13 protein-coding genes are annotated in these 13,145 nt (G+C 55.2%); 7 read left to right on the top strand and 6 right to left on the bottom strand.

Annotated features, from left to right (window positions below; translation table 11 throughout):
* Positions 1-855, bottom strand: a complete 855-nt coding sequence (locus M495_RS06060; RefSeq protein WP_020825747.1) for an ATP-grasp fold amidoligase family protein — start codon at positions 853-855, stop codon at positions 1-3.
* A 154-nt stretch (positions 856-1,009) separates the two neighbouring features.
* Between M495_RS06060 and M495_RS06055 the strand changes: the two genes are divergently transcribed.
* A complete protein-coding gene (locus tag M495_RS06055; RefSeq protein WP_020825746.1) occupies positions 1,010-2,302 on the top strand; it encodes an oligosaccharide flippase family protein in 1,293 nt (430 codons plus the stop codon).
* Between the two features lie 97 nt (positions 2,303-2,399).
* On the top strand, positions 2,400-3,443 hold the full coding sequence (locus M495_RS06050) for an NAD(P)/FAD-dependent oxidoreductase (RefSeq protein ID WP_041414310.1): 1,044 nt from the start codon (positions 2,400-2,402) through the stop codon (positions 3,441-3,443).
* A gap of 111 nt (positions 3,444-3,554) precedes the next feature.
* Here the strand turns inward: M495_RS06050 and M495_RS06045 are convergent, their stop codons facing one another.
* Positions 3,555-4,400: a DMT family transporter gene (locus M495_RS06045; protein ID WP_020825744.1), complete on the bottom strand. Its 846-nt coding sequence runs from the start codon at positions 4,398-4,400 to the stop codon at positions 3,555-3,557.
* Between the two features lie 90 nt (positions 4,401-4,490).
* Between M495_RS06045 and M495_RS06040 the strand changes: the two genes are divergently transcribed.
* The 3 genes from M495_RS06040 (at position 4,491) to M495_RS06030 (ending at position 7,043) form a co-directional block, all read left to right on the top strand.
* Positions 4,491-5,429, top strand: coding sequence for a LysR substrate-binding domain-containing protein (locus M495_RS06040; RefSeq protein ID WP_020825743.1), 939 nt, complete (start codon positions 4,491-4,493; stop codon positions 5,427-5,429).
* Between the two features lie 200 nt (positions 5,430-5,629).
* Complete coding sequence (locus M495_RS06035) at positions 5,630-6,391, top strand: arylamine N-acetyltransferase family protein (RefSeq protein WP_041415254.1); 762 nt, start codon at positions 5,630-5,632, stop codon at positions 6,389-6,391.
* 385 nt (positions 6,392-6,776) lie between these two features.
* Positions 6,777-7,043, top strand: coding sequence for a hypothetical protein (locus M495_RS06030; RefSeq protein ID WP_020825741.1), 267 nt, complete (start codon positions 6,777-6,779; stop codon positions 7,041-7,043).
* Between the two features lie 40 nt (positions 7,044-7,083).
* On the opposite strand, the gene dusC is transcribed toward M495_RS06030, so the two are convergent.
* From dusC to M495_RS06010, 4 genes are all read right to left on the bottom strand, one after another.
* On the bottom strand, positions 7,084-8,019 hold the full coding sequence (gene dusC, locus M495_RS06025) for a tRNA dihydrouridine(16) synthase DusC (protein WP_020825740.1): 936 nt from the start codon (positions 8,017-8,019) through the stop codon (positions 7,084-7,086).
* 80 nt (positions 8,020-8,099) lie between these two features.
* Complete coding sequence (locus tag M495_RS06020; protein ID WP_020825739.1) at positions 8,100-9,059, bottom strand: D-2-hydroxyacid dehydrogenase family protein; 960 nt, start codon at positions 9,057-9,059, stop codon at positions 8,100-8,102.
* Positions 9,060-9,084: 25 nt separating this feature from the next.
* On the bottom strand, positions 9,085-9,534 hold the full coding sequence (locus M495_RS06015; RefSeq protein ID WP_020825738.1) for a universal stress protein: 450 nt from the start codon (positions 9,532-9,534) through the stop codon (positions 9,085-9,087).
* A gap of 12 nt (positions 9,535-9,546) precedes the next feature.
* On the bottom strand, positions 9,547-10,326 hold the full coding sequence (locus tag M495_RS06010; protein ID WP_020825737.1) for an IclR family transcriptional regulator: 780 nt from the start codon (positions 10,324-10,326) through the stop codon (positions 9,547-9,549).
* Positions 10,327-10,486: 160 nt separating this feature from the next.
* Here M495_RS06010 and M495_RS06005 point away from each other — a divergent pair, with 160 nt between their 5' ends.
* Both M495_RS06005 and M495_RS06000 read left to right on the top strand, forming a co-directional pair.
* The gene (locus tag M495_RS06005; protein ID WP_020825736.1) at positions 10,487-12,091 is read left to right on the top strand and encodes an MFS transporter; all 1,605 of its coding nucleotides are present in this window, start codon (positions 10,487-10,489) and stop codon (positions 12,089-12,091) included.
* 2 nt (positions 12,092-12,093) lie between these two features.
* A complete protein-coding gene (locus tag M495_RS06000) occupies positions 12,094-13,122 on the top strand; it encodes an HlyD family secretion protein (protein WP_020825735.1) in 1,029 nt (342 codons plus the stop codon).
* The last annotated feature ends 23 nt before the right edge of the window (positions 13,123-13,145 follow it).

Genomic DNA, 13,145 nt, shown 5'->3' with positions numbered 1-13,145 from the left:
TTACCCGTCTTTGGACATCATCTCGCCCAGCAGCAGATTCGTCGCGCGCGGCAGATAAACTTCGTTGCCTGCGCCGGGCGTGAGCGTCAATTCGCCAATGTAGATCTGGTCGCGAGTGAGATAAAAATCGACGCGGCAATAATCCAGATCTGCCGAGACCGCTTTCGCCACCTGGATCATTTCATCCCAAAACGCCGGTTTCTGGTTCAGCGTATTGATCTGCGGAATGTCACCCTGGGTGAAAAAACAATGGTGGGCATATTCGTCCAAAAACTCCAGCGAAGTCGGCTCTGGCCCGCCACGTAACAACTCAACGAATAAATAAGAGTATTTGCCATTAAACACGTGCACTTTGTAATCTATCAGCTCACCGTCACATTCAATATCCAGCAGCTCCTCAACGATAATTTTCTGCGGAATATTGGCGTAGTGCTTTTCTCGAAATCTTTTCCAATAGGTTATTCCAGACCATTCGCTAAGAATTTTCGTAATATCCTGATAGGTGACCTTACTTTTATCTTTAACTATCTTGACCTGCTGCGAGGCATTATTGGTTTTGATAACAAATGATTGTGGCAAGGCCAGGTAGTCCCGTTCGCTAAAATTATCTACGATCATGATAATAGGCGTTAGGTATTTATCTGAAACCCGCTGAGAAATATACTCTCTGACCGCCACCTTATCCGCTAACATACTGAAATCATTATGCGGGTAGCGCATGCGATGATAAATCTTCTCTGAAAATGTTTTCGGTTTTTTGAAGCTAATCCAAGAGCCGTGGGCAAGATAATGGCTGACTTGGTAATAGATAAAATCGGGTGCCGCCCGATAGAGTCGTTTTGCGAGTTTTCTCATTCTTCTCTTTCTTCCATGAACATAGCATACGCAGGAATGCTTCTCACATTCCGATTATTGCATCTCAATTATAAAACCCTGCGGGGCATCCCTTACAGTGGGTAAGGGAATAATCGGACGATTCCTATTATTAGAGGCGACAGGGAAAGTACCAATGAAATTAAAATTCATAGATATCAATATTGTGAGAAATGCGTTTTGGATGATATCCGAAAAAATGGTCTCTATTCTGGGGGTCATTTTCATTACCGCCTATATGGCGAAATACATTGGCCCGGAAAGCTTCGGCAAGATCACCTTCGCTACCGCTATTTTCGCCATTACCCAAACGCTGGCGCTGCTGGGCTCCGATACCGTGCTGTTCAAGCGGATTAGCCGCAACCCAGGTTCCGGAACCGCCCTGATGTTCTCCACCAACCGGCTGCGACAGGGCTGCTTTGTGCTGCTCTCTGCGGCAATATTGATTTACACCGGGCTGCGTGAAGATTTCATTACCTTCTATTTTTGCGCCGCCACCTTTGTCGCCAGCTTCTTCTCGCTCAGAGACGTGTTCACCATTTATCACGACGCCCGGCTGGAATCACGCTTCAATACGCTGGCTAACGTAGCCGGGTTGGGCAGCGCACTGCTGGTGCGTTATCTGATTGTTTATCTTGATCTGCACCTGTATTTCCTGGCAATCCCGATCGTGATGGTTTACCTGATCCCCTACCTGATTCGCCACCATATCTACCACCGCCGTTATCCGCGTTTTGTCGCACCCAAGCGCGTGCGGCGTAAATATGTGCGCTATTTGCTCGCCAGCGGCCTGCCACTGGCAGTATCCAATGTCTCCATTGCCATTTATACCCGGCTGGCGCAGCTGTTCCTGATGTGGTTCGTCTCGGCGCAAGCGCTGGGCATTTACTCGGTTGCCATCACCCTGGCAACCGCCTGGATGTTTGTTACCGATGCGGTGATCACCTCGTTTTTCGCCAAAATCTTTGCCTATCACCGCGATGACGCAATGCGCACCGCCGCCAAACTGAATGGGCTGGTGCTGGCCATCGCCGCCGCCATCGTGGCCGGTATCGTTTTGCTTGGCAAACCGGTCATTGTGTTGCTGTACGGGGAGCAATATTTGGCAGCCTATCCGGCGATGGGCGTCTTGGCGGTTTCAACGCTGCTTTCCGCGTTGGGCACCGTAGCCTACAAATACATTGTGCTCTTCTCCGGCTATGGCTTCCTGTCGAAGAAGATGTTTCTGGTGTTTATCATCAACATCCCGCTGTCGTACTTTCTGATCCGCCAGTACGGCATGATGGGCGCCGCTTATAGCACCCTGCTGACAGAGCTGTTGTCACTGACCCTGCTTAACTACTTCTTCCGCCGTGGCGCGGTATTGCAAATGCATCTGCGTTCGCTGAACCCCTGGACCTATATCAGACGCACTCAGCACGCCGGTTGAGGTTGGTAGGCTTCGGGGAGCAAAGCACATTTATCTGCATGAAACCGTTAATTTATGGGATAGTTTGTGCCCAGTACATGCGAGGTAGAACGTGGGTATGGATCTCTCTGACAGGCATATTCTTATTGTGGGCGCAGGCATTATCGGCGCGATCATCGCTTATCATTTGGCTCGCCGTGGTGTGAAGGTCACCGTCATTGACCAACACCACCCGGCATCAGGTGCCACCGGCAGCTCTTTCGGCTGGATCCACAGCACGGTGAGTGATGATGCGCCCGATGTCCTGCTCCGCCGTACGTCCGTGGCCGACTGGCATCGGCTGGAGAAAGAAGTGCCGGAGCTTTGGCTGCATTGGGCCGGCGCACTGAGTTACGACAGCGATTCATTGGCGGCTCAGGCCCATGAAAAAATGCTTGAGCAATCCGTGATCTCCCAGCTTGAACCCGCGATGAATAATCCGCCTCCACAGGCTTATTATGCAAAACAGGATGGCGCCGTTGACCCTATCGACGCCACCCACGCCTTGCTGGATAGGGCTTGCAGCCTCGGCGCTGTATTAAAAACCCAGACGCCGGTCATCGGACTCGTCAGAGAAGGCGATGCCATTACCGGCGTTGACACCCTGCAGGGAACGTTCAACGCAGATTGTGTCGTGCTGGCCTGCGGAACGGGTATTTCCCCTTTGCTAAACGCCATTGGCATCTCACTTCCGATTAAAGCTTCGCCGGCAATTTTGCTGCGCTACAGCACGCAGGACCACGTCATCAATACCCTCATTTCAGGGGATGATATAGAAGTTCGCCATGCCCGCAACGGCGATATCCTGGCCGCTGAAGATTATCCGGCCGTTGGTGGTGCTGATGAGATGGCTTCCGACACCTTGGCGGCAATAGCCAAAAGGTTGAAAGGGACAGGATCCGCACGCCTGCTCAGCCAATCGGTGGGACAACGGCCCGTACCCGAGGACAAATGCCCCGTCATGGGGTTTATCGGTGAGGTTACTGGGCTTTATGTGGCCGTGATGCATCCGGCGGTAACCTGCGCCGCCACGGTTGGAAGGTGGGTCAGTGAAGAACTGATCGACGGTAAAAACCGGGAAATCCCCGAGCGTTATCGACCCACGCGTTTTTGCGAAAAATAGCAGGCCACGCAGTAAAACCGGGCGAAATTCAGGGTAGGAATGAATATCGCCCGCTCAGATCATCAATGCAAACAACGGCCCAAATTAAAACGCTGCTGGTTATGGGTTAGGTCACTTCATATGCAGCACCAGGGCACCCGCCAATACCGTCAATACCCCAAGCCACTGCAAGGAAGATAGCCGCTCGCGCAGTAACAGCGCGCCGAGCAATGCGGCAATGCCGCCAGACAGGGTGCTCAGCACCGTCACAATCGCCAGCGATCCGCTACCGGCCCCCATGGCAAATGCGCTAAAGCCCGCCAGACTCAGCAGGCTGGCCAGCAACAGCAGTCCTCCTTGTCGCCAGTTAGGTCGGCTTACCAAAGCGCGTCGGTCAGTATTCAGCGCTAGCACAGCCGTCAGCCCCACCGTATAACCAAGCCACAGGCTAAGGCTCGGCCCCAGCACCGGCAGCGTGTATTTCCCTTGTAACCAGAAACCGGTGCCATAACAAAAGGCGGCGATCAGCGCAAAGGTCACTGCGGGCAAAGTCGAGCGCGATCTGCCCGGCTGACGCCCCGGGCTCACGGCAGTCAACATGACGCCCAGCAGACACACCGCCAGCCCTACCAGGGTCAAAGCTCCCAGCCGTTCACCGCTGATCCACGATAACAGCGTAGTGACCGCACCGTAGCTGGTGACCAGCGGCGCCACCATCGCCGCCTTGCCGATAGCGAAGGCCTGCGACAGCGCAAGCGTTCCCCCCACCGTCAGGCTCGCGGCCAGCAGCGCCAGCCCCCAAATGGAAGCTGAAGCTTCTAACCAAGGGGCCGAAGTGGCCCATAACCACGCGCTAAAAATCACAAAGCCAATCGCCTGCGAGAAAAATACCGCTCTGCGCACCCCCACCGCTCGGGCGTTAATGCCAATCAAAAAATCCGTGCTGCCCCAGCACAGCGCGGCGGCCAGCCCCATCATTACGTCCACGCGATACTCCCGTCCGATTGTTGCCCCAAAAGTAAGCAAAAAATCGCTTGTGGAACATCGATAGATTGGCAATATGGTTGAATGAAACTCAAGCTGAACGCTCAACCTCGCCTGCCGTCGCTGAAAGCCTTGCATACCTTCGAGGTTGCTTCCCGCTGCGCCAGTTTTACCGAAGCGGCGGAAGAGTTGAACGTGACGCTGGGTGCGGTCAGCCGCCAGATACGTCATCTGGAGAACGAGCTGGGGGTGGAACTGTTTCACCGCAAGGGCAATGCGGTAGCGCTTAACGAGACCGGAAAAAGGCTGGCGATTGATGTCACCCACGCGCTGACGCTGCTGCAAAAAGCCAGTGACCGCGCCCGGCCAGAGCAACAGCAAACGCTGAAACTGACCTGTACCCTGGGGATCGCCAGCCATTGGCTGGCGGCACGTTTGCCGGCGTTACGCCGTGCCGATCCTGATGTTTCTCTGGTGTTGGATGCCAACGAAAGCTTACGCGATCTGGCCAGTGGTGAAGCCGACATTGCTATCCGCTATAGCCCCACTGACAACCCGCCGCCACACTCGCACGAACTCCTCGCCGATGCCTTCGCCCCGCTGGCAAGCCCAAGCTTTCTCGCCGCCCATTCAGCGCCGATCACCGCCGCTGACTTGGCATCGTTGCAGCTGATCCATTCGCCGTGGAAAGACGGGCATAAGCTCGGCGTTGCCGGTTGGCAGGACTGGTTTGCCGCCTTTGGCGAAGGCACCACCGCGCCACGCGGTATAATCACCTTTAACAGCGTCGGGCATGCGCTGCAAGAAGCCATCGACGGCAACGGCGTGGTACTCGGTAGCCTGGCGGTCGCTCAGGACGCCCTGGCTGCCGGCAAGCTGGTTCGGGTGTTTGGCGAAAACCAACAACTGCCCGCAGCCTATCAATATCGCCTGTGCTGGGCGGACAGCGCGTTCGTTAGCACCACCACCCGCCGCTGGGTGAATTTGCTGCTACAGGCGGCCGGTAAACCCCCGGCGTTCTGACGCAGCACTTATTGCTCCCACAGGTGCGAAAAATCCATCTATTTTATATATCCAAAATAATTCGAGTTGCATCGCGGCGACAACTAAGCGCATCCCCGGGAGCGTACAAACAGTACGTGACTGGGTAAGCGCAGGAAGTCAACAAAGAGGCAGCTTGAAGTATGAAAGATATAATCAAATTTTTTGCTGCGAGACACACCGTGGATAGACAACGCTACCTGCAACATATTGGATTCGCGGGCATCCCCCAACCAGACCTCCTGACGCTGCAGCAATTACACCGCTGCCATATGCTGAGCGTGCCCTTTGAGAACCTGAGCATTATTTACCATCAGGGCATTCATCTGGAAGAACAGGCGCTGTTCAATAAAATTGTCGAACGCAACCGTGGCGGTTTTTGCTATGAGTTGAACCGGCTGTTCGCCCTGCTGCTGAAAGACATCGGTTTCAAGGTGAATTTTATTTCCGGCGAGATCCGCGCCCGCGACGGCAGCTTCGGCGCGCCCTTCGATCATATGGCGCTGATGGTAGCGCTGGATCAGCCGTATCTGGTGGACGTGGGGTTTGGTGATTCCTTCCTGACGCCCTTAAAGATAACCACCACCGAACAACAGCCGCAAACCAGTGGCACTTTCCATCTGGAACAGGAAGGCGAAATCTACTATCTGGAACGCCGCAATGGCGACAACCGTTCGCATGCCAAAACCCTGTACCGCTTTACCCTGCAAAAACGCGAGCTCAACGAGTTTGCCGACATGTGTGAATACCACAGCACTTCACCGCAGTCGCACTTCACCCAAAAACTGGTGTGTTCCCACGCCACAGAAAATGGCCGCGTGACGATCAGTGAGAACAAGCTGATTATCACCGAAGATCACCACCGTCGGGAGTCGACGTTGCATTCGGAACAGGAGCGCCGTGAAGCGCTGATGCGCTATTTTGGTATCGATCTGGACAACTGACGCTCTGAATTAGCTATGGCATGGCCCGGTGGCGCAGTATAAAAAGGGCTAAGCCGCCAACAGGGAAATAACGCCCCTTTCAAGAGGGAATATTCCCTCTATTTTATACCGCTACGAAAATTAAATATTTACGTTTTCCTTCCGCCTTCAAAATATAAGACACAGACTATTGACAATTTAATTAACACCCATAAAAACGATTTAATAATGATAATTTATAAAATTTTACAATTGGCATATTATTTTGTTTATAAAGCAATTTTAACGATATATAGCCCACGATAATCAGTCATGGCAGCTCATAGCACTGATATATTTTTCCAGATAGGGTAGTCTTTATCTGGCAGTCGCAATTATTTAAACGACGTACCCCAAGGAGCTATGCATGAGTGACAATGAAAACAGCAAAACGCAGATTGATAATTTACGTGATGTGGTTTCTCAGCTGAAGGAAATGAGACACTATGCACAATCCAATACCGAGACGCTGTCTGCGCAATGGCTGGCTTTCGACCAAGGCGAATATAAACATAAGGAATTCGCTGGGGCGATTGGCGACCTGCTGAATAAACAGGGTGCCTGCCTTGAAGGGTTGGAAAAAACCATTCAGGATATCGAGATAGAAATAAATCGTCTCGACAGTGAGTCCTGATAATACGAATTTACGCTAACCCGCTTTAGGCGGGTTTTTATTATTCCGAGCGGCAAATTACCCGGGCGATATCTTTTGAATTATTCAAGGTTCGCACTTCGCCGAATAGCTCGGTCGCCTCGTCATATTCCTTACGCAAATAACCCAGCCACTGCTTGATGCGCGCCACGTGATAAAGGCCAGTATCGCCCTGCTTTTCCAGATGAACATATTTTTGCAGCAGCTGCACCACCTGCGGCCAGGGCATGCGCGGTTCGTTATACTTCACCACCCGGCTCAGGTTCGGCACGTTAAGCGCGCCGCGCCCCAGCATCACCGCATCACAGCCGGTGGTTTGCAGGCAATCTTGTGCGCTTTGCCAGTCCCAGATTTCACCGTTGGCGATCACCGGTATGGTCAGCCGCTTGCGGATCTCGCCAATCGCCGCCCAGTTAATGCGCTCGGCCTTGTAGCCGTCCTCTTTGGTGCGGCCATGCACCGCCAGTTCGGTGGCACCCGCCTGTTGCACCGCGTCGGCGATTTCAAAACTGCGGCTGTCGCTGTCCCAACCTAACCGAACTTTTACCGTGACCGGCAAATGATCCGGCACCGCCGCACGCATCGCTTTGGCCCCCTGATAAATCAGCTCCGGATCTTTCAGCAGCGTCGCGCCACCGCCGCTGCCGTTGACCAGCTTGGACGGGCAGCCGCAGTTGAGATCGACGCCATAGGACCCGAGTTCAACCGCACGGGCGGCGTTTTCCGCCAGCCACTGCGGATATTGGCCCAGCAATTGGATGCGCACCAGGGTGCCGGACGGCGTGCGGCTGGCATGATGCAGTTCGGGGCACAGGCGATAGAAAGATTTGGCGGGTAACAGCTGATCGACCACGCGCAGAAATTCGGTGATGCACAGGTCGTAGTCGTTCACTTCGGTGAGTAACTCACGCACCAAAGAATCGAGAACGCCCTCCATCGGAGCCAATAATACGCGCATGATTACCCCAGCTAAAAAAGACGCGCAATGATACGGGCGAATACCCGCATCAGACAAGCATCCAGGGGAATAAAAGCCGGCTAGCTCAAACGGCGTATCGGTTCATTGGCGAGAAACGCCACGATGTCTTCGATCGCTTCGCGGAAATAAATGCCATAGTTATCATCCGCCACGTAGCCCAGATGCGGCGTCGCCAACACATTGGGCAGACGGCGGAAGATATCGTCGAGCGGCAGAGGCTCGACTTCGAACACATCCAGCCCGGCCCCAGCTATCCGCTGGTTCTGCAAGGCGTCAATCAACGCAGCACGGTCGACAATGGCCGCACGTGAGGTGTTGATCAGGTAAGCGGTTTTTTTCATTGCCTGCAGCTCCTGCTGGCCCACCAGCCCGCGAGTGCGTTCACTTAGCACCAGATGGACGGAAACAAAATCGCTTTGTTCAAACAGCGCCTGTTTAGATTCCGCCAGGTGAACCCCCTGCTGCGCGGCTTTTTCCGCCGTCAGATTTTGGCTCCAGGCCACCACTCGCATGCCAAAGGCCTGCGCGACCACCGCCATCTGGCTGCCAATCTTGCCCAGGCCCAACAGCCCCAACGTTTTCCCTTGCAGCGTCACGCCCAGCGCCTGCTGCCAGGGGCCGTTATTACGCAGCCCGGCGTTTTCCGGCACGATATGCTTCGCCAGCCCAAGCAACAGCGCCCAGGTCAGCTCCATCGGCGCGGCCGAACCGCTGGCGGTACCGCAGACCACAACGCCACGTTGAGCCGCCGCGGCCAGATCGACAGACGCATTGCGCATACCCGAGGTGATCACCAGCTTCAACTTAGGCAAACGCACCAACAGCGAGGCCGTGATTGGCGTACGCTCGCGCATGATCACCAGAATGTCGCAATCCTGCAGGTGCACGGCCAACTCCGCTTCGTCGGTAAAATGCTGGCTCATGGCGAATACTTCTACCCGATCGGCAATAGCCGACCAGTCCGCCATGCCAAGCGCCACCTGCTGATAATCATCAAGAATTGCACACTTCAATTTCATCTTCGGCTCCGGGAAGCAGAGACAGTCAATCAGCGCGTACGTCGATCAGCACCGGGCAGTCGGCGTTTTCTATTACCAAAGCGCTGTGCGAGCCTCTCAACAAACGGTTAAAGGGTGAAAGATGCCTGCGGCCCATAATAATCATGCTGGCATTCAGCTCTTTAGCCTGAGCCACTATGGTTTCCGCCGGTTCTCCGGGCACTACCTTGCCACGCGCGCTGACACCGGCATCTTTCAATTCACTCAGCGCCTGACGCACTACGGCTGCCGCTGCGCCTTGTTCATCCTGTGCGCAGCCAAAATCCGCCGGATCTTCACCGACGGCAATGTCATAGGGGCCCGTCGTGGAATAGCTGAGGTCCACACAGCATAGCACCACTACCGTTGCCCGTTGGGCCAACCCCTGTTCAGCAGCCAGTGAAATAACTTTACGAGCAGTGGCGGAATTATCAACTGCGACCAACAGCGTTTTCATCGTCTTCTCCCGTCAATCTCGCGATGTGCCTTTACCAATCTCATCGATCAGCGCCTCTTTGCATTTGAGGATCTCCTCACGATAGCGAGCTTCGTTTTTGATCAAGCGACTGCTGGGCACTAACAGGCTGATGGAGAAGCGCCCGAGGATAGTGTCGATAGCCACCGCCATGGTGGAGACGCCTTCCAGCGTTTCTTCCCGGTCGTAAGCCAGCCCGGTACGGCGTATTTCAGCCAAGCGATCCATCAGCCCGGGAAAATCACGTACCGTCAAGTCAGTCACCGCCTGATAGGCTTCACCCAACAGATCCCGCGCCGCATCATCGCTGTTCAACGCCAGTAGCGCGCGCCCGCCGGAGGTGCTGTACAGCGGCAAATTCATGCCGATGCGCGGTACGACTCGCAGCTCCCGATCCGCCACGATGTAGTGCACTACAGCCAACTGCAGCCCGCTGGCTCGTCCCAGAGATACCGTCTCACCGGTAGCATCGCTCAATGCCTGCAACCAGGGGGTGGCAATCGCCACCATTTCAGTATGTACGCTGGCAATCAGCCGCAACAGCGACGGCCCCAGGCGTACGCCTCCGGCTCCGCCACGCACCAGTTGTACAGAATCCAACGCATTGACAATACGCTGCACGGTGGAGCGCGGCAGATCGACCGCCGCAGCGATTTCCCCCAGGCTCATGCCGTTCGGTTTTTCACCCAGGGCATCAAGGATTTTCGCTGCACGGGTAATGACCTGAATACCACCGGCCCTTTCATCATCACAGTAGGTTGTAGGTTCAGACATTGAGGCTCTCTCCCTGACTTTTGGCCCACACTGTAACATTTTTTTATTCCCCCAGACACGATGTACCACATTGCAATACAGCGAACCACAATGTAGCATGCATCACATTGTACCACGATGCAATACAGTGCATCGTTAGTTTCGTTTCCGGAGTCACACTATGAATGTTCAGCCTGCGCCTGCCGCTGCAGCGCATCCTTTCACCCTGCGCCTGGCATTAGGCCTGGTGGGGGTACTGATTGCTGCCCTGACTTCGGGGCTGAATGACCGGTTAAGCGATCTGGCGTTGGCGGATATTCGTGCGGCAATCGGCATTGGCTATGACGAAGCCAGTTGGATCACCTCGTCTTATCAGGCTGCGGAGGTGGCAGCAATGATGGTCGCGCCCTGGTTTGCCGTGACGTTCTCACTGCGGCGCTTTGCCCTGGTGATGGTCAGCGGATTTGCTGCGGTCGGCGTACTCCAACCCTTAATCTCAGATCCCACGCTGTTTATTACGCTACGAATCGTTCAAGGTCTGTTTGGCGGTGCCCTGCCGCCGCTGCTGATGACGGTCGCGCTGCGTTTTCTGCCGCCGGGTATCAAACTTTATGGTTTGGCCGCCTACGCGCTCACCGCCACCTTTGGTCCCAACGTCGCGGCGCCGCTGGCGGCGCTGTGGACCGATCATCTGGGCTGGCAGTTTGTCTTCTGGCAGGCTATCCCGCTGTGTTTTATCGCTTCTTTATTGATGGGATGGGGGCTACCGCAGGATCCATTACGCCTTGAACGTTTACACCAGATCGATCTGTTCGGCATGCTGACCGGTTGCAGTGGCATTGCATTGTTGATCCTGTCGCTGACGCAGGGAGAGCGGCTCGACTGGTTTAATTCGCCGTTGATTTGCCTGATGCTGCCGGTATCCATCGCATTGCTGGTGACGTTTTTAATCAACGAATTGTATCACCCGCTCCCCCTGTTCAAGCTGCAAATGCTGAAGCGGATAAACCTGTCTCATAGTCTGCTGACGCTGGCAGGCGTACTGATACTGGGGCTATCCGGCTCACTGCTTCCTTCATTCTATTTCTCGCAGGTTGAAGGTTTCCGCACCGCACAATTCGCGCCACTGGCGCTGACCATTGGCTTACCGCAGTTAGTGATAGCACCGCTCGTGGCTACCCTGCTGAATTTCCGTTGGATCGACTGTCGCTGGATGCTCGCCGCCGGCGCGGGCCTCATCGTCAGCGCTTGCTTGCTGGGTATGCAATTAACCGATGATTGGGCACGGCAAAACTTCTGGCTGATCCAGAGCCTGCTGGCGTTTGGTCAACCGATGATGATTTTGCCGGTCCTGATGACCTCCACCAGCGTCGTGCTGGCACCCGAGGGGCCTTTCGCCTCGGCGATGTTTAACACCGTACGCGGCTTCTCGACCGTGGCGGCGGGGAGTCTGGTGGAGAATTTCATGAGTCACCGGGAGAAGTTCCACTCTCAGGTGCTGGTGGATCGACTGGGCAATAGCCCATGGCTAATGACCGCAGAGAACGCAGAACAAGCTAGCGGCGCCATGCCGTTATTGCCGGACGGATCGGTCAGTTCTGCGGAAAACCTCGGGCATTTTTCAACGTTGGTGAAACATCAGGCGATGATCCTCAGCATCAGTGATGCCTATCTGCTGATTATCTGCTGTGCCCTGCTGCTGGTGCTGTTGACTGCCTGGCTACCGACCCGCGTCTACCCGCCGCAAACCCTTTTACCTTTAGTTCCAAAAACATCAGGATCATAACCATGAGCTTCACTCCTGCAAAACGAACCTTAACTCTGGCGCTGCTGCTGGTCATCCTGTTGGCCATCGCTTTCTTTGTCTATTCATCGCTTACCCGCCACCATTTTCGTACCGACGACGCGGTGGTGACGGCCGATTACACACTGGTGGCGCCCAAGGTTTCCGGCTATATCCGCAGCGTTAACGTGACCGATAACCAGCAGGTTAAACCCGGCGAAGTATTGGCCACTATCGACGACCGCGACTATCGCGTGGCGCTGGAAACGGCAGAGGCCAATCTGCAAATTAGCCAGGCCAAGCTGGCCAGTATTCAAGCGCAGCTGGATCAACAACAGGCCAATATTGCCCAACAGGAAGCCGGCGTCAGCGCCAGCCAGGCCACGCTCAACTACGCGGGGCAAAATGCCGACCGCTATCGCCGGCTGCTAAAAACCGGCACCGCAACCGCCGATGAACAGCAAAAGTCCGCCTCCGCGATGCAAACCGCCGCGGCACAGCTGAAGCAAAACCAGGCTGGCGTGGTCTCTGCACGCAAAGAGGTCGGGGTATTGCAGGCCAGCAGGAAACAGGCCGAAGCCAATATTGCCGCCTCACAGGCCAGCGTTGACCAGGCACGCCTCAATCTTTCTTATACACAAATCATCGCGCCCATTGCCGGCACCGTGGGCCAGCGAGCGGTACGCGAAGGAGCCTGGGTCTCTGCCGGTACGAGGTTGCTGGCGGTAGTGCCACTGCAGCAGAGCTATGTCGTCGCCAACTTCCTGGAAACCCAGTTGGCCAATGTCTCCGCCGGCCAACCGGTATCGATCCGCGTAGATGCTCTGCCCGGCGTAACGCTGCGCGGTCATGTCGACAGCATAGCGCCCGCCACCGGCGCCACCTTTGCCGCCATCAGCGCCGATAATGCCACCGGCAACTACACCAAAGTGGTGCAACGCCTGCCGGTGAAAATTCTGCTGGAGCCGAACCAGGCTGACCTGGCACGGTTGCGGGTCGGTATGTCGGTGGTGCCGGAACTCGAAATGCGCTGAGAGTTTTTGCCCCTCGCTTTGAC

The sequence above is a fragment of the Serratia liquefaciens ATCC 27592 genome (genome assembly GCF_000422085.1).
GTDB lineage: Bacteria > Pseudomonadota > Gammaproteobacteria > Enterobacterales > Enterobacteriaceae > Serratia > Serratia liquefaciens.
The sequence above is the reverse complement of the archived record's forward strand: the minus strand, read 5'-3'. Positions and strand labels throughout refer to the sequence as shown.

Coding starts and splice junctions, on each gene's coding strand:
- dusC (WP_020825740.1), bottom strand. CDS start 8,019: ATGCGCGTATTATTGGCTCCGATGGAGGGCGTTCTCGATTCTTTGGTG.
- M495_RS06045 (WP_020825744.1), bottom strand. CDS start 4,400: ATGATGGGGCTGGCCGCCGCGCTGTGCTGGGGCAGCACGGATTTTTTG.
- M495_RS06055 (WP_020825746.1), top strand. CDS start 1,010: ATGAAATTAAAATTCATAGATATCAATATTGTGAGAAATGCGTTTTGG.
- M495_RS06060 (WP_020825747.1), bottom strand. CDS start 855: ATGAGAAAACTCGCAAAACGACTCTATCGGGCGGCACCCGATTTTATC.
- M495_RS06010 (WP_020825737.1), bottom strand. CDS start 10,326: ATGTCTGAACCTACAACCTACTGTGATGATGAAAGGGCCGGTGGTATT.
- M495_RS06015 (WP_020825738.1), bottom strand. CDS start 9,534: ATGAAAACGCTGTTGGTCGCAGTTGATAATTCCGCCACTGCTCGTAAA.
- M495_RS06030 (WP_020825741.1), top strand. CDS start 6,777: ATGAGTGACAATGAAAACAGCAAAACGCAGATTGATAATTTACGTGAT.
- M495_RS06050 (WP_041414310.1), top strand. CDS start 2,400: ATGGATCTCTCTGACAGGCATATTCTTATTGTGGGCGCAGGCATTATC.
- M495_RS06000 (WP_020825735.1), top strand. CDS start 12,094: ATGAGCTTCACTCCTGCAAAACGAACCTTAACTCTGGCGCTGCTGCTG.
- M495_RS06020 (WP_020825739.1), bottom strand. CDS start 9,059: ATGAAATTGAAGTGTGCAATTCTTGATGATTATCAGCAGGTGGCGCTT.
- M495_RS06005 (WP_020825736.1), top strand. CDS start 10,487: ATGAATGTTCAGCCTGCGCCTGCCGCTGCAGCGCATCCTTTCACCCTG.
- M495_RS06040 (WP_020825743.1), top strand. CDS start 4,491: ATGAAACTCAAGCTGAACGCTCAACCTCGCCTGCCGTCGCTGAAAGCC.